The organism is Pelotomaculum isophthalicicum JI, assembly GCF_029478095.1.
Taxonomy (GTDB): domain Bacteria; phylum Bacillota; class Desulfotomaculia; order Desulfotomaculales; family Pelotomaculaceae; genus Pelotomaculum_D; species Pelotomaculum_D isophthalicicum.
In genome coordinates, this window is record NZ_JAKOAV010000042.1 from 1 (window position 1) to 22417 (window position 22417).

The 22417-nt window shown below is 42.3% G+C and carries 29 protein-coding genes; 6 read left to right on the forward strand and 23 right to left on the reverse strand.

The window, feature by feature from the left end; translation table 11 throughout:
- Window positions 1–137 precede the first annotated feature (137 nt).
- A complete protein-coding gene (locus L7E55_RS15660; protein WP_277445272.1) occupies window positions 138–380 on the forward strand; it encodes an AMP-binding enzyme in 243 nt (80 codons plus the stop codon).
- 75 nt (window positions 381–455) lie between these two features.
- Window positions 456–632, forward strand: coding sequence for a four helix bundle protein (locus L7E55_RS17810; protein ID WP_420852064.1), 177 nt, complete (start codon window positions 456–458; stop codon window positions 630–632).
- Window positions 633–677: 45 nt separating this feature from the next.
- Here the strand turns inward: L7E55_RS17810 and L7E55_RS15665 are convergent, their stop codons facing one another.
- The 9 genes from L7E55_RS15665 to L7E55_RS15705 all read right to left on the reverse strand — a co-directional run bounded on the left by L7E55_RS15665 (window position 678) and on the right by L7E55_RS15705 (window position 10788).
- A complete protein-coding gene (locus tag L7E55_RS15665) occupies window positions 678–1772 on the reverse strand; it encodes a type IV pilus twitching motility protein PilT (RefSeq protein ID WP_277445273.1) in 1095 nt (364 codons plus the stop codon).
- Between the two features lie 33 nt (window positions 1773–1805).
- A complete protein-coding gene (locus L7E55_RS15670; RefSeq protein WP_277445275.1) occupies window positions 1806–2651 on the reverse strand; it encodes a type IV pilus inner membrane component PilO in 846 nt (281 codons plus the stop codon).
- The gene (locus tag L7E55_RS15675; protein WP_277445276.1) at window positions 2608–3291 is read right to left on the reverse strand and encodes a PilN domain-containing protein; all 684 of its coding nucleotides are present in this window, start codon (window positions 3289–3291) and stop codon (window positions 2608–2610) included. Before L7E55_RS15675 ends, L7E55_RS15670 begins: the two co-directional genes overlap by 44 nt.
- A 2-nt stretch (window positions 3292–3293) precedes the next feature.
- Window positions 3294–4223, reverse strand: a complete 930-nt coding sequence (gene pilM / locus L7E55_RS15680; protein ID WP_277445277.1) for a type IV pilus biogenesis protein PilM — start codon at window positions 4221–4223, stop codon at window positions 3294–3296.
- 257 nt (window positions 4224–4480) lie between these two features.
- Window positions 4481–5698 (reverse strand): type II secretion system F family protein, encoded by a 1218-nt coding sequence (locus L7E55_RS15685; RefSeq protein WP_277445278.1) that lies wholly within the window; start codon window positions 5696–5698, stop codon window positions 4481–4483.
- Window positions 5699–5718: 20 nt separating this feature from the next.
- Window positions 5719–7410: a GspE/PulE family protein gene (locus L7E55_RS15690; RefSeq protein ID WP_277445279.1), complete on the reverse strand. Its 1692-nt coding sequence runs from the start codon at window positions 7408–7410 to the stop codon at window positions 5719–5721.
- 18 nt (window positions 7411–7428) lie between these two features.
- Window positions 7429–7932, reverse strand: a complete 504-nt coding sequence (locus L7E55_RS15695; protein WP_277445281.1) for a prepilin-type N-terminal cleavage/methylation domain-containing protein — start codon at window positions 7930–7932, stop codon at window positions 7429–7431.
- Between the two features lie 187 nt (window positions 7933–8119).
- Window positions 8120–8869, reverse strand: coding sequence for a prepilin peptidase (locus L7E55_RS15700; protein WP_277445283.1), 750 nt, complete (start codon window positions 8867–8869; stop codon window positions 8120–8122).
- A 368-nt stretch (window positions 8870–9237) separates the two neighbouring features.
- A complete protein-coding gene (locus tag L7E55_RS15705) occupies window positions 9238–10788 on the reverse strand; it encodes a class I adenylate-forming enzyme family protein (RefSeq protein ID WP_277445285.1) in 1551 nt (516 codons plus the stop codon).
- Window positions 10789–11022: 234 nt separating this feature from the next.
- Between L7E55_RS15705 and L7E55_RS15710 the strand changes: the two genes are divergently transcribed.
- From L7E55_RS15710 to L7E55_RS15720, 3 genes are read left to right on the forward strand one after another with little or no spacing between them, the layout of a single operon-like run.
- The gene (locus L7E55_RS15710) at window positions 11023–12573 is read left to right on the forward strand and encodes a prepilin-type N-terminal cleavage/methylation domain-containing protein (protein WP_277445287.1); all 1551 of its coding nucleotides are present in this window, start codon (window positions 11023–11025) and stop codon (window positions 12571–12573) included.
- Window positions 12574–12599: 26 nt separating this feature from the next.
- Entirely contained in the window at window positions 12600–13175 is a 576-nt protein-coding gene (locus L7E55_RS15715) for a type II secretion system protein (RefSeq protein ID WP_277445289.1), read from the forward strand.
- Window positions 13176–13194: 19 nt separating this feature from the next.
- Window positions 13195–13500 (forward strand): hypothetical protein, encoded by a 306-nt coding sequence (locus L7E55_RS15720; RefSeq protein WP_277445291.1) that lies wholly within the window; start codon window positions 13195–13197, stop codon window positions 13498–13500.
- 113 nt (window positions 13501–13613) lie between these two features.
- Here L7E55_RS15720 and L7E55_RS15725 read toward each other — a convergent pair whose 3' ends face one another.
- Together L7E55_RS15725 and L7E55_RS15730 are read right to left on the reverse strand one after the other, a co-directional pair.
- Window positions 13614–14042: a DUF6508 domain-containing protein gene (locus tag L7E55_RS15725; protein ID WP_191740701.1), complete on the reverse strand. Its 429-nt coding sequence runs from the start codon at window positions 14040–14042 to the stop codon at window positions 13614–13616.
- 28 nt (window positions 14043–14070) lie between these two features.
- Window positions 14071–14625, reverse strand: coding sequence for a hypothetical protein (locus L7E55_RS15730; RefSeq protein ID WP_256184594.1), 555 nt, complete (start codon window positions 14623–14625; stop codon window positions 14071–14073).
- 181 nt (window positions 14626–14806) lie between these two features.
- Between L7E55_RS15730 and L7E55_RS15735 the strand changes: the two genes are divergently transcribed.
- A complete protein-coding gene (locus L7E55_RS15735; protein ID WP_009532310.1) occupies window positions 14807–14986 on the forward strand; it encodes a hypothetical protein in 180 nt (59 codons plus the stop codon).
- A gap of 46 nt (window positions 14987–15032) precedes the next feature.
- Here the strand turns inward: L7E55_RS15735 and L7E55_RS15740 are convergent, their stop codons facing one another.
- From L7E55_RS15740 to L7E55_RS15795, 12 genes are all read right to left on the reverse strand, one after another.
- Window positions 15033–16346, reverse strand: a complete 1314-nt coding sequence (locus L7E55_RS15740) for a tyrosine-type recombinase/integrase (RefSeq protein WP_277445292.1) — start codon at window positions 16344–16346, stop codon at window positions 15033–15035.
- A gap of 2 nt (window positions 16347–16348) precedes the next feature.
- Window positions 16349–16990 (reverse strand): recombinase family protein, encoded by a 642-nt coding sequence (locus L7E55_RS15745; protein WP_154429969.1) that lies wholly within the window; start codon window positions 16988–16990, stop codon window positions 16349–16351.
- A gap of 373 nt (window positions 16991–17363) precedes the next feature.
- Entirely contained in the window at window positions 17364–17774 is a 411-nt protein-coding gene (locus L7E55_RS15750; protein ID WP_074039141.1) for an HNH endonuclease signature motif containing protein, read from the reverse strand.
- Window positions 17749–18030: a hypothetical protein gene (locus tag L7E55_RS15755; protein ID WP_277445293.1), complete on the reverse strand. Its 282-nt coding sequence runs from the start codon at window positions 18028–18030 to the stop codon at window positions 17749–17751. The genes L7E55_RS15750 and L7E55_RS15755 overlap by 26 nt, the downstream gene beginning before the upstream one ends.
- Window positions 18031–18289: 259 nt before the next feature.
- On the reverse strand, window positions 18290–18973 hold the full coding sequence (locus L7E55_RS15760) for a hypothetical protein (protein ID WP_277445294.1): 684 nt from the start codon (window positions 18971–18973) through the stop codon (window positions 18290–18292).
- Window positions 18966–19103 (reverse strand): hypothetical protein, encoded by a 138-nt coding sequence (locus L7E55_RS15765; protein ID WP_165873082.1) that lies wholly within the window; start codon window positions 19101–19103, stop codon window positions 18966–18968. Before L7E55_RS15765 ends, L7E55_RS15760 begins: the two co-directional genes overlap by 8 nt.
- 2 nt (window positions 19104–19105) lie before the next feature.
- Window positions 19106–19459 (reverse strand): DUF5681 domain-containing protein, encoded by a 354-nt coding sequence (locus L7E55_RS15770; protein WP_277445295.1) that lies wholly within the window; start codon window positions 19457–19459, stop codon window positions 19106–19108.
- 16 nt (window positions 19460–19475) lie between these two features.
- A complete protein-coding gene (locus L7E55_RS15775; protein ID WP_106063096.1) occupies window positions 19476–19685 on the reverse strand; it encodes a hypothetical protein in 210 nt (69 codons plus the stop codon).
- A gap of 212 nt (window positions 19686–19897) precedes the next feature.
- The gene (locus tag L7E55_RS15780) at window positions 19898–20887 is read right to left on the reverse strand and encodes a hypothetical protein (RefSeq protein ID WP_277445296.1); all 990 of its coding nucleotides are present in this window, start codon (window positions 20885–20887) and stop codon (window positions 19898–19900) included.
- A 2-nt stretch (window positions 20888–20889) separates the two neighbouring features.
- Window positions 20890–21015: a hypothetical protein gene (locus L7E55_RS15785; protein WP_256184603.1), complete on the reverse strand. Its 126-nt coding sequence runs from the start codon at window positions 21013–21015 to the stop codon at window positions 20890–20892.
- A 23-nt stretch (window positions 21016–21038) separates the two neighbouring features.
- On the reverse strand, window positions 21039–21335 hold the full coding sequence (locus tag L7E55_RS15790; RefSeq protein WP_066866686.1) for a PC4/YdbC family ssDNA-binding protein: 297 nt from the start codon (window positions 21333–21335) through the stop codon (window positions 21039–21041).
- An 820-nt stretch (window positions 21336–22155) separates the two neighbouring features.
- Window positions 22156–22417 (reverse strand): hypothetical protein (locus L7E55_RS15795; protein ID WP_277445297.1); only part of this gene is annotated, 262 nt, incomplete at its 5' end.

The window sequence follows — 22417 nt, forward strand, 5'->3', positions numbered from 1 at the left end:
GGCAGCTTAAGGTGGCTTGGACTCTCTACCTGCATAGCGATTCCGAGGGGCCTACCCTCATCTTCTGTGCAGCATAGCTGCATCTTTGCAGCCACTCAGGCTGCATAAATGCGCCTTCGTGGCGCACTGTCGTCGGCGTGCCCGACAAGACGCGCGGTGAAGTAGTGGCGGCCTATGTGATTAAGAATGACCCTTCGCTCACCGCCAAGGAACTCGACGAATACTGCCGCAACCATCTTATGCTGGCGCAATTTAAAAAGCCCAGGTATTACCGGTTTGTGGAAGAATTGCCTTACACGGCGACGGGGAAAAAGATCCATTACAAGGTCAAGGAAACGGCCGTTGAAGACAAGAAAAATGGGTTGCTGGTGAGAGTCTGATAGCAGAGTAGTCAGGAGTCAGTAGTCAGTAGTCAGTAGTCAGAATGAAAACCAGCGAAAACATTTGAAGACTTACTGCTATGTCAGAAGGCGCACTCGTTCGCGCTTGCGGTTTATCGTCTATCCAGGGTGTTTCCGAAGCATGAGACATACGGTTTGTCGCCGCAGTTTCGGCGTGCCGCCTTTTCTATTGCAGCGAATATTGCAGAAGGTTATGTAAACGTTGCAAAGCAAATAAAATCCGCGTACTAATGTTAATTCGACTCCTGACTCCTGACTCCTGAATTCTGACTCCTATTACAGTATCTTTGACAATGTTTCCGGGTCGGCGGCATGGTTTAATACTTCGTCCTTGCTGATAATTTTTTTCATATATATATTGCGCAAGGCTATGTCCAGAGACTGCATGCCAAACTTGGCGCCTGTCTGAATCTGACTGATAATCTGGTAAGTCTTGCCTTCGCGGATAAGGTTGCGAATGGCCGGCGTGGCGACCATAATCTCAATCGCCGCGACCCGCCCGGGCTTGTCAATTCTGGGAATAAGCGTCTGAGCGATAATACCCTGGATTGTATTGCCCAATTGAACCCTGATTTGCTGTTGCTGGTAGGGTGGAAAAACGTCGATAATCCTGTCGATAGTTTGGGCTGCGCTGGAAGTATGCAGTGTTCCAAAAACCAGGTGGCCAGTTTCAGCCGCTGTTATGGCTATCCCGATAGTCTCAGGGTCGCGCATTTCACCTACCAGGATAACGTCAGGGTCCTCGCGCATGGCCGCCCGCAGCGCGTTGGCGAACGATCCGGTGTCCCTGCCCACCTCACGCTGGTTGATCAGGCTTTTCTTATGCTGGTGCACAAACTCGATCGGATCTTCAAGGGTAATGATGTGGTGCCTGCTTTCCTCGTTGATTAAATCGATCATGGAAGCCAATGTGGTGGACTTTCCGCTGCCGGTGGGGCCGGTTACCAGCACCAGCCCTCTCGGCTTGCGGCATAAAGACGCCAGTACTTCCGGCAGGCCGAGTTGCTGAAATGTAAGAATTTCTGAATTGATCAGGCGAATGACAAAACCCACACTATTCTGTTGTTTGAACGCGTTAACCCGGAACCTGCACATCCCAGTTATGGCATACGAAAAGTCGTACTCGCCTGTTTCCTGAAATTTTTGGTACTGCGCTTCAGTCATTAGCTGGCGAACCAACGAGTCGGTGTCTTCCGGCGTCAGCTTGCCGATCGCTGAAGCCTCAGCGCCAAGCCCGCCCTGCCATTCCGGCGCGTCAAAAGGCAGCAGCTTACCGTGCAGGCGAAAAGCCGGCGGACTGTTGACTGTGATATGGACGTCGGAAGCGCCTAATTTAAAAGCGAGCGCGAGTATTTCATCAGTTGTCATCATAGAATTTGCCTCCAATTATCATTATGTGCCGGCCTATTGTTTCACCGGTGCAATCCAGGGATAAGGGTTGACATTATTGCTGCTTTTATTTGCAGTGCTTCCGGTAGTGTTTCCGGAAGTGTTTCCGCTTGGTATTATCGCTTTATTATTTTCGCTGGCACTTACTCTATTGGCATTGTTAATCGTGTTGTTTTTTACTATTATGTTACCGTTTTTATCAACCTCGCCGGCAACCTTGTATTGATTAAACAGATCATAAAGAAAATTTAAGCTTCGCTTACCTTCCGTAAAGGGGTAATCCAGAGGATCAGCTACCACATCATGCAAAACATAAAACTCGTCAGAAATTTTTGCCAAGATCATATTGTTTTCCTGTGGTTCAAATTCTATTTTGGAAATCCTGGATAACCTCGGGTATGCCTCAATCTCTTTAATAAAATTAAGCACATTGTATTTAGTACCCACAACATCCAACGAAACCTGGAAACTACTATAATTATCCTTTGCCTCAAGTTTTCCAAAAGTAATTGTTTGCGCGAATACGTTATTTTTCTTTGACGAGTTGTAAAAGTCCACTAACAGCCCCGGTATGTTTTGCATATTGGGAACTGTTTTATAGAAACTCTCAATCTCCTTGTTCATCTCCAGGATCCTGTTGTTCAGCTGGGGTATATCAGCGTATCCTTGACTGGTAAGTTGATTAATCGTACTTTCTTTGGTTTTGATGTCTTTGTTAAGATCATTTATTTTTTTTACTTGCGTTGTGAAAACATACTGGTAATAAAGAAAACAAGCAGTTATCAACAAAAAAACGGATACCAGTATCTTTTCACGCTTACTGAGATTTAATTTTACTTTCAACTTCTTTGACAGCAGCATTTACATCACCTTTGTCGGAACTCTTGCCGGTATCTTTACTAGTATCTTTGGCAGTATCTTTGGCAGTATCTTTACTGGTATCTTTGTTTGGCGCCTCCTTAGCCCATTTAAAGCGCAAATTGAACTTCACCTGGCTGGGGTTGCCAACGAAAGGAACCTCCTCAATATTGACAGATTGAAAAATGTCCAGTTTCCGGAGACCCACCAGTATGTTAGCTGTTTCAACCGGACTGTTCGAGATAAAAGTTATATTAACTCCTTCATCGGCAATAATTGCGAGTTGAGAAACATAAACCCCTTGTGGAGTAACTTCAGACACTTTTTCTAAGAAGGGGATAACTTTAAACACGTTACTTTCCAGATTGTTGACAGTCTGCTTTTTCTGCTCATATTCTTTTTGCTTTGCTATCATCTGGTTATACGTAGGTGTTGCCCGGTTAAGCATATTGATGTTTTCATCAAGCGTCTTAGACTTGGCGAGCAATTCTTTTTCCATCTTGAACGGTACCCAGACAGACAGACCGGCAAAGACCGCTACTATGAAGATAATCATAATCAGAAGCAGCCTTTGCTTATTTTTTTTACGTTCCAGGGTGAACCGCTGCGGTAAAAAATCAATATCCTTTATGACTACGTTCAAAGTTACACCTCTCTCAGCATTAAGCCGATATTTCCGGCGTAAACTGATACGATTTCCTTAAATCCCCTCAAGTTACCCTTTAGCTCCAACGAATCGTCATCTTGCAAGCCGGGACTTACAGGAATATTTAACATCCCTTCTAAAACGAGGCGCATGTTCTGGTTCGCTGAGAGTTCACCTGTAACATAAATATTGTCAACTGTTTTGCCAAAGTGTCTTGAAGCGAAAAAATCAAGATATCCGCTAATTTCCCGTGTTAAAAGGGAAAGATCTTCCTCACCCTGATTCTCAAACTGATATGGTATGTCAGTATACAGCACCAGGTCTTCCCCGTGACAAAGCATCAGGCGAGTGCCGTCCCTCCCGGAGTCGACAACCGCCGTATCACGATATTTATCGGCAAACAGCTTCCACATGACGTTAGGGAATATATCGATTGCTATTGGTTTAAATCCGGCAGTTTCAACTATTGCTACACATTGCTCGATATGCTTTATTAAGGCGGCAGCCGCCATAACATTAAAGAAGTCGCGATCATCTTCGTTGAACACGCTCATTACCTTATAATCAAAAGAATATTCTTCAGAACTCACCGGCAGATAATCGCTTATTTCCATTTCCATATGGGTTTTCAAGTCCGCCGGCGACATCATGGGCACCTTGACCGCCCTGGCGATAATTCCCGGTTGACCCAGGCATAATACAACTTTTTTTGTTCTGATATTCTGTTCCTTCACAAAGCTTTTAAGAATACCGGCATTGTTCGGAATAAAGTCCGGTTCCGGCGGAAAAGCGTCCACGCCCTCAAAAAGCACGGTTCCATGCTTTTTTATGGTAACAGCGCCGGACTTGGAAGAAAACCCCTCCACTAATCTTACAACTTTACCATGCATGTCCAAATATAATTTAGCAGAACTTAGCTTATTTAGCATTTAATTACTCACAACCATATAAAATATTCAATAAGTTAGACAATTTATTTAAAAAAAATGTTCCTTATTCTCACATTTGCCTGTAAGTATCCCAAATATGACGGCAAATTATAGATTTTTCGCCAATTCATACTATAAATATAGGTTTTTACTGCCGCATACCAACTTAAATATCAAACTAAAATAGTAATTTATTCGACACTTGTCATAATAATATTAACAACGTTGCAGTTCGACTTTTACTTTCCGCTTACCGGTCAGCGTTTGATATGACTGACCATATCCATCATTGGCAGCATTACGGAAACAATCACCGTGCTGACAACACTGCCGATGATTAAAAGCATCATCGGTTCGACCAGGGCTAGCAATTTGGTGAAACCGGCGTCGGATTCCTTATCATAAAACTCGGCCATTTCTTCCAGCACTTTCTCCAATTCTCCAGTCTCTTCCCCAATAGAAAACATTTGAATGGCCAGTGTATCAAAATATTTTGCTTTGGCCAGGTTGTCGGCCATGGTTTCACCCTTCTGCAAACCGTCTATGGCGTAGTCCACAGCCTTTTCAGCCAGGGCGTTGTTCACATTTTTTTTGATAAAATCCAGCCCCTGCAAGAGAGGCAGGCCGCTTTTGATCAGAATATGGGTGGTACGGGCGAAACGCATGGTGGCGACATCCCGCAGGGTTTTGCCAAGGAGAGGAATTTTTAAGATCAATGTATCGCGGTTCAACCTGCCAACAGGTGTCTTAAAGTACATTTTAAGAAGAACCGCCAGTCCGGCCAGCGCGCCCAATATAACAATGAAGTACTTGCTTGTATATTTGGATATGCCGATCACAATCCTGGTTAATAAAGGCAAACTGCCGCCGGAAGAAGTGATCATGTTTACCATCTGGGGCAGCAGGAAATTAAAGAAGAACGCAATTAATCCGACGGCCATCACTATCATGACCATCGGATAAACAGAAGCGGATTTAATTCTTTGCTTGATGCGGTGCTCCTTTTCAAAAAAATCAGCCATGTTGCGCAGCACGTTGTCCAGACTGCCGCTGGCCTCACCGGTGGCAACCATGCTGGTAAGCAGTTCGGGAATCAGGGAACCTTTGTCGGCCATGGCTTCAGATATAGTCCGCCCTTTTTGCACCTCACGGTGAATGCGGCTCACCTCGGAGCGCATTTGTTTATCCGGCGTCTGCGCGGACATAATTTCCAGGCCTCTGAGCAAGTTCACGCCCGACATCGTGATCACGGACAACTGGCGGCAAAACTGGCCGATGGCCGCACCGTTTATTTCTCTTTTTATTTTAATAGACGGCAGGTTAAAGGCCAAAGCTCCTGCTTTGCTTTCTATCCTTACCGGCAGCAAATCTCTGCTCTTCAATTCCTGCCTTATATATAAAACACTTTCACCGCTAAGGGTCCCAGTGACTAACTGTCCACGGACATCGATAGCCCGGTAGCTGAATTCCGGCATGTCAACCTCCGCAAGTTTAATTATGCTGTATAAGTAACCCTAAGCATTTCTTCCAGGGTGGTAACGCCGCTTAATACTTTTTGGTAAGCATCCTCCCACAACGGCACCATGCCCAGACTGATGGCGGTATCCCTTAGTTCGTCGGTGGGAGATCTTCTGTCTATCAGCAAACGGTGCTCTTTGCCTACTTCCATCATTTCGTAAACACCTATCCGGCCTTTATAGCCGGTATGGTTGCAATAATCGCAACCCGCCCCCTTAGTCAGGGCCAGCGGTGCATCCAGAGGATGGCGCAAAATACGTTTTTCTCTTTCACCGGCTTCATATTTTTCTTTACATACCGGGCATATTTTTCTTACCAGGCGCTGGGCTACTATCCCGATAAGCGACGAGGAAATGAGAAAGGGTTCTACCCCCATGTCAATAATCCTCGCCACCGCCCCGGGAGCGTCGTTGGTGTGCAAAGTGCTCAACACCAGGTGGCCGGTAAGGGCGGCCCGGGCGGCAATCTCCGCCGTTTCGGAATCGCGGATTTCCCCCACCATTACGATGTCCGGGTCCTGGCGCAGGATAGCCCGCAGTCCGGAAGCGAAGGTCAGACCCGCTTTGATATTAATCTGAGTCTGGTTGATCCCTTTCATATCAAATTCAACCGGATCTTCCAGGGTAATGATATTTTTTTTGTTATCGTTCAACTCAGTCAGCATGGAATAAAGAGTAGTAGTTTTGCCGCTGCCGGTAGGTCCGGTGACGAGTATTATACCATGGGGCTTTGCGATCATTCGGCCGAATATGTCCAGGTCACCCGCGCTAAAACCCAAATTTTCCTTGCCGACCATAAAGTTGGACCGGTCCAAAATACGCATGACCACCTTTTCGCCATAAGTGGTGGGCATGGTGGAAACACGCAGGTCTATGTCCCGCCTGTCCACGTTAATCATGATGCGACCGTCTTGCGGCACTCTTTTTTCCGCTATGTTCAGCCCGGCCATAACCTTGACCCTGCTGCTGACCGCCCCGTGGGTTCCCAGGCTGGTGCTGAGGACCTCCTGTAAAATCCCGTCAACCCGGATGCGCACCCGCATCTGGTCGTGGTTCGGTTCGATATGCACATCGCTGGCCCCGCTGCGCACAGCGTTTTCCAAAGTTGAGTTCACCAAACGCACGATAGGCGCCGAGTTGACATCCAGGAAAGTGTCGTCCAGGCCGGCCAGCAAGCCGGCCTGGGACTGGACAAAATCATCGGCCGCCTTGGCCGCCGTAGCCTGGCTGAAGACTCTTTCAATGCTGGCGACAATATCATCCTTCGTCGCCAGCACCGGTGTCACCGGCATCTGGACCAGCAGGCGGACGTCCTGAATGGCAACTTGATCCAGCGGGTCCCGCATAGCAAGAAGCAGGTGGCCTTTAGCCACCTGCACCGGAATCACGACGTGCCGCCGGGCCAGGTTCTCGGGAATCATGCGGGCGGTTTTGGGGTCAGCCGCTGTCTGCTTGAGGTTAATACTCTCAATCCCGAGCTGCGTCTCCAACACCTTGGTCAAATCCTGCTGGGTGATATACCCGCCTTCCAGCAGCACCTCGCCGAGACGCTTGCCCAGGCTGCGCTGCTTGCCGAGAGCTTCTTTAAGTTGTTCTTCGTTGATAACCCCCGCCTGGACCAGCATATCGCCCAGGCGGAGTTTTTTATTTTGATTAAGATTTATGTTCATAACGTTATATTGCTAACATTATGGCTTAACAGTAATTGACTGTATTTTATTACCTACCTTATCATAAGAGGAAATAATTACATCTGTAACTCTACCTGTTGCAGGTCTAACAGTGACATAAACTCTACCAGCATTGGTAGCGGTACCGTTAGCGGGGGATTGATCAGTCGCGGCAGCTAAAACTACTACAGCAACAGATTCTGCTAAAGACTCAGAAGCACCATAGTCCGTAGACGTAAAAGGATTTGCCATATCATCGGTGGAACGTGCATTATCCGAACCGTTTACAGCACTAACAATAGCATCCTGTAATTTAGTAGTATCTTCCGCATTTCGTTGAATTGCTGAATTAACATAACCCTCCACTTGACGAAGATTAGAATCAACACCTGCAAGTCTCGCATTGTCTTTTGTACCATCAATCTTAGGAATTAAAAAAGCCGCCAAAATGCCAATAACCGCAATAACCATCATCAACTCAATCAAAGTAAAACCTTTTTGGTTTTTCAGGAACTTTCTCATTTGATTCATTCTCCTCATTTTATTTTTTAATTTTACTTCCCGCTCCTGGTTAGTTTATCAACTAACTTTTTAAAAATCTACTCTCTACAAAAATTGCGCTCTTCTGCTTACATATCCTCAAAATTAATACCCGTCAATCTTTTGTTAAAGTCATTTCGCCGTTAACAGTAGTTACTGCAGCTAAAACTCACCAAAACCCCGCATACCGCATAACCGCCTTATCCCCGGCCAACGCCGCGAACATGGCCCCCAGAGCGAGGTAAGGCCCAAAAGGAATGGGTTCCTTCAGCCGGACCATCTTTAACAACAGCATAGCCAAACCAACTATGCTCCCCGCCACAAAGGCTAAAAAAAGCGCGACCAGCAACAGCTTCCAGCCGAGCAACAGGCCCAGCACGGCCGCCAGCTTGATGTCGCCGCCACCCATACCGCCGCGTGAAGCCATCGCGATGAGCAAGAGCAGGCCGCCGCCCGCTAAAAAGCCAATGACGCAGGAAAATAACACTTCTTTTGACTCAAGCGCCAGGGGAATGCCAAGGATAAACCCGGCAAAATTCAACTTGTCAGGTATTATTTTATGCCGCAAATCAATAACCAACGCCGGTACAATCACGGAAAACAGCACTATCGACCGCAGTGCGCTCATGGTAATCCCGTATTTAACCAAAGCCAGAACAAACAGCACACCGGTGACAAACTCCACCGCCGGATATTGCCAGGCTATCCGGCTGCCGCAGTAGCGGCATTTTCCTTTCAGAAAAAGGTAGCTTAAAATAGGAATGAGATCAAAAAACCTCAAATAACTCCGGCAAGCCGGACAGTGCGAGGGTGGGTAGGCGACTGACTCACCGGCCGGCATGCGGTAGATGCAAACATTAAGAAAACTACCTATAGCGGCGCCGGTGGAAAAGACCAACCCCCACCACAAATAATTCAAACCGTCACCTCCGCTAAACAAGATAGCCTTCACTAAATATCTAATGGGAGGCACTAAGGTTAAACCATACCAGCCAAGGAAATAAAAGGCCTTTTACCTAATTATATCATCATCTTATCATTAAACAATAAGATTACAAAAATTTAACGAAAAATGCTATTTATGCAATAAAAAATACTATTGGAGAAAAAAATTTAAAAAAACGACAAAAAAATACAAAACATTGTACATAAACGATAATAAAAGCATTTAGAAGAAACAGGGGGAAGCACAAGTTGTAATTATCCGTGATTATTCATCACAAATTATATCTTCGATTGATAATTTTAACAAGCCGTTAAATAACTAAATATGGCTTCAATAATAATTCAAAATCGCTCTTTCAAATGCCACTTCATAATTTTGCCGGTAGAATTTTTTGGCATTTCCTTGATGAAATAGATAAACCGGGGCACTTTATAAGATGCCATCCTCTGTTTGCAAAAGCTGATCAGTTCTTCTTCCGTCAATATCTCCCCTCTTCTTAACACTACATAAGCCTCCGGCACCTCGCCCCGATCTGGGTCGTCTTTACCCAGCACAGCGCACTCCAGTATTTTGGGGTGCTGATAAATGATGCCTTCTACCTCGCGCGGATAAACATTATATCCCCCGCACAAGATCAAATCCTTTTTGCGGTCGACAATATAGAAATAGCCGTCTTCGTCGCGGTAACCGAGGTCGCCGGTGCGGAAATAACCGTCCTTGAAGGCTTCTTCCGTGGCCTCGGGCATCTCCCAGTAGCCCTTGAAGATCCCCGGCCCCTTTACCAGGATTTCCCCAACTTCTCCCGCCGGCAGTTCGTTGCCGTCTTCATCCGCAACCTTCAGGGAATACCCCGGCGCGGCCAGCCCGATTGAGCCGGTTTTACTATGGCCTAACCGGTTATAAGTCACCGTGGCGCTGGTTTCCGTGGAGCCGTAATACTCACATAGCCCAGGGCCAAATGTGCGCTCAATTTTATTAAAGAGCCCCGGCGGCATGGAGTATCCCGCTGTTTGTTTATAACGCCACGCGCTCAGGTCATATTTTTCCGGCGAGTAGAAATTCATCATGTAAATATACATGGTCGGAACACCGGCAAAGTGGGTCACCCGGTAGCGGGCGAGCAACTCGAGAGCCTTTTCCGGGTTGAAGCGGGACATGCTTAAAACAGCGGCTCCGGTGTAGAACGGCCCCAGCAGGGTCACCGTGATAAAGATATGACAATACGGTGTGGCTGTCATAAATAAATCTTGCTCATTCAACAACAGCGCGTCACTGTTTAAAGCCGCTTTGGTCATGAAGTTTTTATGAGAAAGCATAACACCTTTGGGCCGTCCGGTGGTTCCCGAAGTATAGAGCATAGCGGCAACATCGTCTTCAGCGCAATCCAATTTTTCCAATATGTCGGAATTTTTCGAAATAACGGAGCAAAAATCAACTGCTCCTTCCACTGGTTCCCCCAGAGTGACGATATTTTTCACCGAAGGGATATCGTCAAGAATGTTCAATATATTTTGCTTAACCTCCCGCGCGGCCCCGACAACCAGCTTAGCCCGGGCATTATTTAAAATATAGGATATTTCCCCTGTTTTATAAAGGATATTGAATGGCAATGCTATTGCCCCAATTCGCATTGTTCCAAAAAAGGCTATCAGCCATTCAGGTCCGTTAGGCAGGTAAATACCTACCCTGTCTCCTTTATTAATTCCCATTTCTATTAAGCCGTTGCTAAACCGGTTAACCATCCGGTCAAATTCCACCCAGGTCAGTTCGCGCCCGTCATCTCCACAAATAACGGCATTACAGTCAGGATAGCGATTAGCGTTAACTGTTATTAAATCCGCAACATTTATAAGACGCCACCCCCCTTTGATGACAGCTACTGGAGCACACAAAGCAAATGTATTTTAAAATTTAATAATTTATTCTAGTTGGAATATTTATTCCCTTCATATTTTTCAAAAAATATTTATATTGTTTATTTATCTAATTATAAATATGAGCCACAAGGCAGGACACTACTTTCAAAAAAAATTTTATTCCTTTATAATGGAGCTAACATCAGTATCGCGCAAACATCTCCCACAGAAATCAGCAATCTCTATTCTAACCGATAGGGAGGTAACAACTTGCATAATCGTCTGCGGGATAATCACGGTTTTACGTTTGTTGAAGTAATGATGGCCTTGGCGGCTATCGGCATGATCATGCTGGCGTTCGTTTCCTACATAGGGACGCACAGTAAAGTTGATACTGATAATTTAGACCAGCTAAGAATGTCGGAACTGGCGGTTTCAATAACAGAGGGAATTAAAGGCGGCGCCGGCATATGCCCGACCGACGGGAGTATTATAGATCCTGTCGGCTACCCTCTTAACACGCCCGCGCCTGATCAAAATTATGCCGTCCGGTGCTACGAAAGTCCGGCCCTCCCCTCAGGCTCAGCATTAAAGGTCGTTGTCGGACCGACCGGGTCTGACCCGAACAATAATTCAGACAAATACACGCTAGTGAGCTGGTTACCGGATTCTGTTGCCTCAACTCCCATTGCGCAACTTATGATAACCCCCGCCGCGCCGTCCTGCCGGGTTGGTGAAACCACTCAATTAACCGTAAATCTCCTGGATAACATCAGTCAACTATATACAATCACAAATGCCCCGGGCATTACCTATACCTCCAGTGATACTAATGTAATAACGGTAAACAACGGTCTTTTAACCGGAACAGGAGCGGGAAGCGCGGTTATCACGGTTAGTTACACTATTGGAAATACAACTTTTTCAAACCACGTAACAGTAAATGTTACAAGTGAAACAGTGACAGACCCCTTTATCAGTTACTTGGTCAATAATAATGTTTTTGTATACGGAAGCCAATTCGCATTTGAGGGCGGCAATGTCAACGGGTCCAACGCCACAATGGTGGTTCAGGGAAACCTGGACGGCAATCAGCTTAACGGGGGTGCCGTTCTCAATGTTTCAAATATTTATATCAACGGATATTGCAGCATAGATGGAGGTAGCGCTGATTTAGGCTCAGGTTCAAATCCCGGCTCCATTTACGTGAACGGCAATTTAGATTTACTAAGCGGCACACGGGATATTTACGGTAACGTATATGTCAACGGCAATTTTAGTTTAAAGGACGCTCATATTCACGGCAATGTATATGTCAACGGAAATGTTGCGTTATACTGGACGCCTGTATTAGACGCCAACGCAAGAATTTATTACACCGGCTCGCTGACTTATCCGAATAAATACCCCGCAAGCATTATTGTAAAATGCATTCATCAGGCAAGTGTCCCTACTTTTACCATGCCTAATTACGCCATACCACCTTTAAAACCCGATTCCTGGTATGCGGCGAACGGATATGTGCCGGGTGGGAACCTGGCCAATAATATAAAAATATTCGCCGATAGTTACTCTTTCCATGATTGGCGCACCTATAACAACGTAATCATTGTCAGCAAAGGCGACATTAATTTGACCGGTAATATTACTGTCACAGGAGTATTATTCGCGCCAAACGGAAGGGTGACTTTTGACGGGGCATCCTTTACGGGGGTAGTTATCGCCAAAAACGGTTTTGATGTGACAAGTGGCGGCTCCACAATAACTTTTGTTAATATCAGCAACTATATCAACAATGTTGCCGATTATCCTTTCCAGTAAAAAATGTTGTGGCAGGTGTTTATATTTTGGCAAATACCTTTAAGTATAGAAACATAAATAAAAACAGCGGTTTTACACTCTTGGAAATAATGATGGTTGCATCCTTGCTGGGGATTGCCTTCCTTATATTTTATAATTTTCTTGGTTTAAATTTTACTTTTTTAAACAAAACCGATACTGATACGGCTTCATATTTTCAAGCCACAAACGCCATGAACCATTTCGCAAGAGATGCACAGCAGTATCAAACATTAAGAATAACGCAATCCGGGGGCAATTATGTGGTTCAGGGAATATGCGCCGGCGGTTATCCGGACTCAAAAGATCTGATCAACGCGACAGCCATTACAGATAATAGTTGTTATTATTATACAACAGCGCCCATGGGGCTGACCGGTCAGTTTATTGGAAGTAAATATGGCGCGTTGATTAGCGATGTCAAAACAAATGTTGATTTGCTCGACCAAAGTCTTGCAGTAAATAACGCTCCAGCCAATCCAAATATTATTAAATTTATTCGGATCACTTTCGAGGTATTTCCCGGTAGCAACTCAACAATGGATTCCATAAAACTATCAAGAATATTAAGATTGTCACATTAAGCGCATGGGGTTGATGCTGTTGCGGAAACATATTAAAAACAATGACGGAGTGGCATTGGTGGCGGTGATGATGGTATTGTCCGTTTCCATGCTTGTTGTTTTCTTCATGGTCAATTTTCTTAATAGTGAAAGCAGGATAACTAACGTCAACATATCCAGGAACAGGGCCTCTCAAATCGCGGAAGCAGGGGTCGACCTGGCAATAAATGAATGGATTAATTACATAAATAATCAACATGACCCGGGTAACTGCCCATACGGAGCACTAAGTTCCATAAAGATTAACAGGCACTCGCCCTATCTCTCCATAACTCTCCATAAGTGATACCCGTATTACCTTTTTGGGATTTCTACTTTCCCTAACTCGGTCTATCACGCCATATCACGCCGTAAGTTTAGTATTACGATAGTATAAAGAAAGAGCCTTGGCTGTTTGTTTTAGTCAAGACTCTTTTTTTCATCTATTTCTTTAAGGCGATTAAGCCATTTTGTAATTGTACCTGTTTCAAAAAAGTATAGTAACGCACCCTCTGAAAACCTATCTGCTCGAATTGCACCCATAAGCAAGGCTGTAATACATTTTCCGTCCAAAGTAGAAGTATCAACTTCGCTCATGGAAACAATACTCCATTCGATTCCGTTTTCAAACAGAATATCATTGTAGCTGTAAAGGCCGTATTCTTGGTGTTCATCAGCGAAAGTGTAAACATCATCTATAAAGTGTCTCGCCATTCTGGAATAAGTTACATAGGGCATTTGTATAGGGCTCTCAATCGTTCCTTTGCTTTTGCTATCAACTACCCACTTTCCAAAATTATCAGCTTCAAGAATAGGCAAATATGCGGTTAACTTTGTGTAGGTATTCATTTTCCACCACCCCTTTAATAAGATACCACTAAATAAATGAATGTGTAATTTCGTCAATGCGTTTTTCTATAAGGTAGCAACTCATATCACGATTTTCTGGACAACCCCTCGTTTGAAAAATAGCTTTGCTTGAATCAAAGCCAAACCCAAACATTTTATCATCTTTTGTTGGGTCACGCCTTTGTTTAACCTCTGACATAAATTGCAACATTTCTTTATTCGTAAATGCGAGCATTATCGTGTCCCATTTAGTGCTTTTTGCACCTGCATTTTTAACATCATCAGAGTACTTTGCATATATCCCAACCAGTATATACCAGTTTGCGTTTTGCTGAACAGGGAACCTATTAAACCACAAGTAGAATGGATAGCCAGAATCTTCCTTGTCATTATAATATGTCCTGGACATTTTAACTTGAATAGTGTTGGCCTTGTTGCACCCATTGTCATAGCGATATAGCAATAAGTCAATACCTTTTTCCTGTGCCGAAGCAGGAATAAAAACAGAAGTACCTTTTATTTTCTTTGATAGATAATCTGCGACTGCAAACTCTCCATACTGCATTGTAAAAATTGGTTGCAAATTTCATCACCTCATCTATATGGACTGTAAGAGTTCTATAAACTCTGCTCTTACATTTTAATAGATGTGATGTAATAATTCAATGCAAATGTGAATTATAAATATAACTCAATATTGTGTCATAGTTTTGTGCCTGTTGTCAACTCTATAATGTAACTAAAATCAATGGAGGAATTGCATTATGGAGAAATTTATCGTAACACCTAAAGAAGATAAATCTGTCACCATGACGATACGCATAGATAGAGCCTTGCAAGAGGAATATAACGATTTAGCAGCTAAAACGAATCGTTCTCGTAATGAACTAATCAGCATGGCTTTGCAATATGCCCTTGACCACATGGAATTGAAAGATGAATGATGACTAAATGAGAGCCTTTGGATTTTTTCCTCTGGCTCTCAATTATTTATGCGTTCAATCGTAAGAACTCATTTACCTTTGTTGCTACTTCCTCTTGCTGTTCCTCAAAGCTATGAGCATAGATGTTCATTGTAGTGGAACAGGTTGAATGTCCTAATGTCTTTGATATTTCAATGATGTTGACTTCCAGATAATTAAGCAAGGTAGCACATGAATGTCTCAACCCATGAAGCGGAATAATCGGTAATTCCTCTAATCCCTCAGCTTTTGCTTTGTCTGGATTATTCTGCACCCACTCATTATAGCGGTGTAAATGCTTTGTGAAATACTGATAAGGTGTTGTATGCCCCATAAGTTTTCCATCTGCTTGAATGAACAGATTACCGCCATTGCTGAAATCGCCTTGCCATGCAGTACCATGACTAAATCGTGTCTGTATGTACTCACCATGATACTGCTTCAAAAGTGGGATTACATCATCTGGAATAGATACCTTTCTGACAGATTTCTTTGTCTTAGGTTCTTTATAATCAAATCCGTTTTCCGTCATACCCACAGACTTTGAAATAGAGATTTTCTTTTCCTTAAAGTCAATGTCATTCCAGTGTAAAGCAAGTGTTTCGCCTTTTCTGAATCCACAGAACAATGAGAGAGTAAAGAACACTTTGTATTGTGTAGGCACAGTATAGGATTCTGTGTACTCATTCACATAGTATGGTTTACCTGTATCATCAATACGCTGATGGCCTTTGTAGGTTACCTCGTATGACATATCCAGAGATTTCATAAACATCAATGCTTGCTTTGGAGTAAAGAACTTTAAGCCCTCGTCCTCGTCTTTTCTCTTTGGTTTTTGTGCGTCTTGGCAAGGATTGTTCTCAATCATGCTGTAACGCTTGGCTGTCTTAAAAATCAGATTCAACACATTAGCAAATCTCTTTATTGTACCTGCGGAATAATCGTCAACCAGAGTTCTATAAAAGGCTTCAATGTGTGGTGTTTTGATATGAGCAATCTTGTCTCCCTTAAAGTAGGGAATGATTCTGCTTTCCAAAACCTGTTTATATCCTGCATAAGTACCATAAGCAATGTTATCTTTAACACTCTCAAGCCATTTGTATGCAAAATCTTCAAATGACATTTTTTCTGCGTTGTAGTCGTAGCCATATTTCAGTTTATCTTCCATATCCATGGCATACTTTTTCGCTTCTCGTTCTTGTTGTTTGGGTGTTGCTGACTGATTGACTGAATATGTAAGATTCTTAACCAGTTTGTTTCCCTTTTTATCGTATCCTTGACAGATAACTATGCGATAAACAACTCTACCGCTTTTGTACTCAACTCTTTTAACAGATGCCATTCTTAACACCCTTTCTCAATTTGATTTTTGTAACGATAGAAGGTAGGCTTCGTCATACCTAATTCTTTCATCAGTTCAAATGGTTTCTTTTCCCCTTGCTGTACTAAGCGATAGTGGGTAGCAAATTCTTCAAGGTCCATAACTCTTGGTCTGCCATAATCGTCCCATTCTCCACGAGCCTTTTTCTGTTCAATGCCTTCTCGCTGTCTTTTCTCTTTTTTCTCAATTTCAGCCTGTGCCATGCTTGCATACAACTCAATCATCATATTATTGATAGTCTCTAACATCATACGAGCCATTGAGTTTTCCATAGCTGACAGGTCAATCAATGTTGTGGGTAATTCTAACACCATAACACGAATACCGTTGTCCTTAAAGAATCGTAATTCCTTTAGTGTGGCTTCCTTGTTTCGTCCTAATCGGTCAAGCTCTGTGACGATCAGCACATCACCACTTTCAAGAATTTCATCTTTCAGCATTGTGTAGCGTGGTCGGTTGAAGTTCTTTCCTGTCTGTTGGTCTGTGTAGACCTTGCCCTTATACAGAGAAATTGCATTATCAGCACAATACTTGGTGAGTTCTGCAATTCCTCTGTCTAAGTGCTGGTCCTTTGTGCTTGTCCTGTGATAAGCTACATATTTCATTCAGACACCCCCTTATCGTATAAATCACAGTTTCCACCATCAATAACGGTAGAGGGTTTTTCTTCGTACATCTCACATTTAGAAACATTGCATGGCATATTCGTATCGTCATATTTGTATAGGCAATCCGTACACACCAAATCAGCGTTTCTGATAAGCTCAAACTTTAGCTTGTCATTCTTAAACTTATCGTTCATCTGAACACCTCATTTCTATACCGAACATCTGTTCGTTTCTGATTTAATCATATCAGGCAAGTCTCAAAAAGTACACACTTTTTATGAGAATAATCAAAAGTTTTTACGCATACTTTCTGATACTTATTTGAGGTTTCATTTGCATGGTTTCAAAAAGTATAAATTCTGATACCACATCAACAAGCGGCCATTTTTCTCTTTTCTTGCCAGTACCTTTTAACGCTTTCGCTCCGTCTAATGGAAGCACTTCCATAATGAATATTCTGTTTTGGTGTGACAACTTCAAGATTCTCAATACAGTTATTTGTTTTGTCCTCGTCCTTATGATTGATTTGCATACCCTTTGGAATAGGACCAACATGAGCCATATACACCAAGCGATGAACCAAAGTCTGTTTATACTCATTTTCATCATTGTATAAGGGAACTCTTACATAACCAGAACTATTCCTATTTGGCTTTAAGATTTTGTCATTGTCGATACTGTAAACCTGCCCGTCAGTAGAAATAAGATACCTTGAAAATCCCTCTGCCTGTTCCCATTCAACAGGGGTATTGCTTTTATGCTGTGTTGCTCTCTTTGTCATTGCTCTCAACCTCCGTTTCGCCGGTATTGAGAAACTCAATGAATTTATCCACATTCACAAGAAACTTATTACCGGACTTAATATGCACGATTTTGTTCTGTTTGCACATCTGCCAAAGTGCTTTATATGAAATACCAGATTCATCTGCAAGAGTCTGTAAAGGCACCATACGAGGAATGCGTACATCTGATACAATAAAGTTTAACGCCTGCTCTGGTAAAGTGTTCGTATTGTTTGTGTTATTCTTCTTTGCCATTTTTGTATTCTCCCTTTCGATTAGGGACACGAATACAAATTCATCTGAACTATTGTATTGTTGCCCATGTTTTGTGTTTGCTCCGTCTGGACAACTGGACTATTCTTTAGTGACCGATTTATTATATTCTCAATTTTATGTTTATCCCCAGAGGTTCTCTGTTGACTTCTGGTGGATTTTTATCCTATACCATAGGAATACATTACCTTATGACTTCTGATTCAATCTGGATTATCCTGTGTTATTCTGGGATTATCCTTTATGCTGTCTGTTCGTCTGGATTCCATGCGGAAGGCTTCTTAAACGCATTGACCTGTTTTTCAATGTTTCTAAGGTGGAATCCCTGCATATACACAGAAGCAAGCCCCTGTTCAGCTTCTTTCAGTTCAGATTCTTTCAATCTGTCAAAAGCCTGTTCAGCAGAAGATTTACTACCCTCAAAAGCACGCTCCCTAATCTTTGCAGATACCATATCAGCATAAGCAGGATATTTAAGCAGTTCCAGAACAGCCTTGCTACCGATAACACCAGAATTGATAGAATCTGTCAAAACCTTAGTAATACGGTTTGCATGATTGCTGTTCATCACTTTAGGCATCTGAGACATAAGCTGAAGTGCTTTGCTCTGTACTGCCTGTGTATCGTCCTGTTCGTTTGCATAGTCATAACCACGATTGCGAATTTCCTCAACCCTGTTATTCATACGGTCATACACAAAAGCATTTTCAGCAACCATATCCTGCAATTTGCTCTGGAGTTTTTCATAGATTTCATTTACCATGTTCTTATCTACACGCTTATACACAGAAATAAAATCTCTGACGCTTGCAACCAGAATACGCACATCATCAATGGTCTTTGTTTTTCTGAACTGTTCAAGCAGTTTATTGTAGTTCTCAACGATAGTCAGCCCGTTGTTTGCAATAGTATTGACTTTAGCCATTTTCTTCTTCCTCCCATTCGATATTCTCGTTTTCGTCTGACACAATCACAAAGCCTTGTTCCTTGTAGAATGTATCATACGCACCTTGCGTTACCTCTGTGGTAACTGTTCCGTTTGTAATCTTTACCATAGTTATTCGTCCTCATTTTCATCTGGGGCATTGTTCCATTCATCTTCCCAGTCATCTTCGTCCCAGTCCTCGTTTTCTTTACCGTATGGAACAATCCTAATCACAGTAGGAGCAGTATCTTCTGTACCGTCTAAAAGAAAAGCAGTATTTGCACCATAAGCCTTGTCAATGATGTACTTACAAGCATTGAATCGGTCCTTGTTGTATCTGTCATTGGCAATCTGGATTATGCTTTGCAGAGCTTCAACGGTAGAAGATTTAAGCAACCTCTGAAATTGCTCCTTTTGTGATTTCTGCTCTGCGGTTTGCTTAGGCCTGCCTTTTGGATTCCCAGACCTGCCTTTCTCAAACGGCATATAAAATCACTCCTTTCTACATATCATAGATGTTCACGCTCCTTGTTGTAGGATTCCAGTTCTCTATGAATTTCTGTTTTACTTTGTCCTGTGAGAGATGAGATAAAATCTCTTGTTTTTCCTGTATCTCTGCTTTGAGAGATTCGATCAGCATATTGTAAGCCTGTGTTCCCGTTTTGGGTTTATGCTTCAATGTAATGTCTGCTGATATGCGTTCTACCTGCATTAGTGAACACCCCCTTATTGTTAATGTACTGTTATCTGTTTGTGTATCTGTCTACTTTATAGACACTTTTTGAAATTCTTAATTTGCTCAAACACATCAAATAATGGCTTTTATACACTCATAAATGCTGTTTTACACATAGATTTTGAGTTTTGCACTTTCTTGATTTTGGGGTTGCAGGGTACCAATTATTAGTACCTTATAAGCCCATTTTATAACGAATTGTGCATTTGCTTTATGGTGCGTATTACATCTTCTGGCATACCAAAATTATTGTCACGATAATATGCAATGACCTGTTTTGACCTGTCGGCTTGCTTCTTAAACGCATACCACTTTTTCAAGGCTTTGCGTAATACCTCAACATCAACAATACATTCCTTGCATTTATATAATGCTTCGCTGATTTCTTTGCCAGAGTTAGAGGCTGTCAAACATTCAAATACCTCTTGCACACAACCATTCAGCATAGGTTTAATGTTCTTTTCGCATATATCAGTGAATGTTTCTTGGTATTGGTCAATTAGCTTTCGCAAAGACTTTCTTGTGAGAATATCTTCTAATGACATTCTATCGGCATACATACTATCGAGCATTCGTTCTAAGAATACAAACTCAACACGAATCAGGTTGCTTTCCACTAATGGATTTCCTTTATCATTTTGTTCCTTAGACTTGTTGTAAACTTTCAAACGGTAATAATGGTCTTTCCTGTATATAATGCTGTCTTGGTCCTTGCGAAAGGTTTTCTTTTTGTCCCTTGCTTCCTGTGCAATGAAAGTTTTGTCAACTGATTTCTCAAATAGATTGATTATATCTTTCGGTTTGCATTTGCCCACACATTTAATAGTAATGTTGCACTCCATGCTTGACACATTCAACTGCTTTAATATCTCGTTGGAGTAATTACCTTTCATGTGCTTTTTTAAGTATGCTTTCATGTATTCGATAACCTTATCACTAATCAAATCTATCTGAATGCAATCAGATAATTGAAATGGTTGAATGTTGTTTGGTCTTACTGCGTGTGGTAGATTTACATAAGCAGAGACTTTACCACCTAAGCACTCAATCCATGCAATATCTTTGCCCGATTCATTAGTTAGAGTTTCCTTTGGAAATGTTACAGTTTCCAAGCCTTTTATTGTAAGTTGCATTTGGAAGTTGATTCCGTCTGCACCTTGTAGTTTTTTCTTTCCCATTTTCACACCTCACCCATTGCTTTCTTTATGTCTTTGATTATTGAAGCTGTTTCCTTGATAATTGCTTCGATTAAAGCAATGTAGCTTTCAGCATAATAATTTCTTTCGTCAGTCTTTGCTCCGTTCATATTCAATACCTCACATTCTTTGCTCACATATATTCATCAATGCAATTCACATCAATGCTATTCAAGATTTCCCTTAACTTGATAAACTCTTCCTTAGAGAAAGTGATACCACGCAAAGGATATTGCAATCCGTCTCTGTCAGATACTCGCCATGCTCTAATATCAAACACAGGCTTCTTGTCGTTCCACTTTACAATCGACACTTCCTTTGAGAATCCACGAAAGCCCACCATGATAGTGTCAATATGTTCCTTTACTTCGTACTCGGTAACCTTACCAGCATTACACGCAAATTCATGCTTATTTGTTTTGTTATCCATTTTCCTTGTTCCTTTCCTTTTGATTTTAGGCAACAAAAAAGAGAAGCCAGTTAAACCTCGTCTAAAGGTAACTTTGCTTCTCTAAGCATTCAAAATATTAAATTAACTGGTCTTTTCCGACCTGTATATATTATACCACATTATTTTCTGAAAGTACATAGGCAAAATAAACTTTTTTCCTTATTTTTCCGAGTGCTTTCTTGAGGTCCTTTTTATGTATAATCCTCAGATTAACCAGATTGACCCCAGATTGATTTTAATGGATTAACCTATATTTTATATATCCTATTCCTAAAAGTCAATTCTGGATTATCTGGGAACCTCTGATGATACCCCTTAAATAAACAGTAATACAATAGTATAAAGTTGTTATGCCTATCCACAAAATACAAAGAGAATTAAGGGCAAATAAACCGAAACTCATTTGTTCAGCTTTGCATTGTGCAGTATGAGAGATAATTGTCATAAAAGCCTTTAACTGCAATACTTTGTTGACCTTTTCTGCCTTGCCAAAAGTGAAACTCAATGCTATGCTTTTTCTATATTGCTTGTGATGTCAGTATTACGCTTGCTGAACAAACAAGCACTAAGTTCCATAAATATAGACACGGGCAACCCGAGTGACTTTGATACTTGGTTAAGTGCCAAAATCACCAATCTACAGGATTCGCTGCGAGACAAATATGACAATAACGATGTCCTTATAAAAACTAGTTATTCCACTGCAACGCTTGGCCCGTGTGATGTTGACAATTCGAACATCCTGACTGTTACTATAGAAGGTGCATATGATGATATTTATCAATCATACCAAGTCAAATTAGGTTTTTATAGTGATGGTGACTATTATTCTTACAAAGGCAGCAAGTGAGAAAACCCCTGTGGCTACCAAACCGAAGGGGTTTTCAATACAACTCCCCTGCTTTGCCCCGCAACGCTGTTTCGGCCAGTATGAAATCGAGTAGCTAAAAGTCGGGAAAATTAATCCCGACTTTTTGGCTCTCACAGAACCGTACGTACGGGCCTCGTATACGGCTCCTGACAAACCTCGGTCGTTATCATTCATAATAACAAGGCAAAAT

Bases quoted from the DNA above. Each gene is read 5' to 3' on its own strand.
- L7E55_RS15665 (WP_277445273.1), bottom strand. From the start codon at position 1,772: ATGATGACAACTGATGAAATACTCGCGCTCGCTTTTAAATTAGGCGCT.
- L7E55_RS15670 (WP_277445275.1), bottom strand. From the start codon at position 2,651: ATGCTGCTGTCAAAGAAGTTGAAAGTAAAATTAAATCTCAGTAAGCGT.
- pilM (WP_277445277.1), bottom strand. From the start codon at position 4,223: ATGCTAAATAAGCTAAGTTCTGCTAAATTATATTTGGACATGCATGGT.
- L7E55_RS15685 (WP_277445278.1), bottom strand. From the start codon at position 5,698: ATGCCGGAATTCAGCTACCGGGCTATCGATGTCCGTGGACAGTTAGTC.
- L7E55_RS15690 (WP_277445279.1), bottom strand. From the start codon at position 7,410: ATGAACATAAATCTTAATCAAAATAAAAAACTCCGCCTGGGCGATATG.
- L7E55_RS15695 (WP_277445281.1), bottom strand. From the start codon at position 7,932: ATGAGAAAGTTCCTGAAAAACCAAAAAGGTTTTACTTTGATTGAGTTG.
- L7E55_RS15725 (WP_191740701.1), bottom strand. From the start codon at position 14,042: ATGAATACCTACACAAAGTTAACCGCATATTTGCCTATTCTTGAAGCT.
- L7E55_RS15735 (WP_009532310.1), top strand. From the start codon at position 14,807: ATGGAGAAATTTATCGTAACACCTAAAGAAGATAAATCTGTCACCATG.
- L7E55_RS15740 (WP_277445292.1), bottom strand. From the start codon at position 16,346: ATGGCATCTGTTAAAAGAGTTGAGTACAAAAGCGGTAGAGTTGTTTAT.
- L7E55_RS15745 (WP_154429969.1), bottom strand. From the start codon at position 16,990: ATGAAATATGTAGCTTATCACAGGACAAGCACAAAGGACCAGCACTTA.
- L7E55_RS15750 (WP_074039141.1), bottom strand. From the start codon at position 17,774: ATGACAAAGAGAGCAACACAGCATAAAAGCAATACCCCTGTTGAATGG.
- L7E55_RS15755 (WP_277445293.1), bottom strand. From the start codon at position 18,030: ATGGCAAAGAAGAATAACACAAACAATACGAACACTTTACCAGAGCAG.
- L7E55_RS15760 (WP_277445294.1), bottom strand. From the start codon at position 18,973: ATGGCTAAAGTCAATACTATTGCAAACAACGGGCTGACTATCGTTGAG.
- L7E55_RS15765 (WP_165873082.1), bottom strand. From the start codon at position 19,103: ATGGTAAAGATTACAAACGGAACAGTTACCACAGAGGTAACGCAAGGT.
- L7E55_RS15770 (WP_277445295.1), bottom strand. From the start codon at position 19,459: ATGCCGTTTGAGAAAGGCAGGTCTGGGAATCCAAAAGGCAGGCCTAAG.
- L7E55_RS15775 (WP_106063096.1), bottom strand. From the start codon at position 19,685: ATGCAGGTAGAACGCATATCAGCAGACATTACATTGAAGCATAAACCC.
- L7E55_RS15780 (WP_277445296.1), bottom strand. From the start codon at position 20,887: ATGGGAAAGAAAAAACTACAAGGTGCAGACGGAATCAACTTCCAAATG.
- L7E55_RS15785 (WP_256184603.1), bottom strand. From the start codon at position 21,015: ATGAACGGAGCAAAGACTGACGAAAGAAATTATTATGCTGAAAGCTAC.
- L7E55_RS15790 (WP_066866686.1), bottom strand. From the start codon at position 21,335: ATGGATAACAAAACAAATAAGCATGAATTTGCGTGTAATGCTGGTAAG.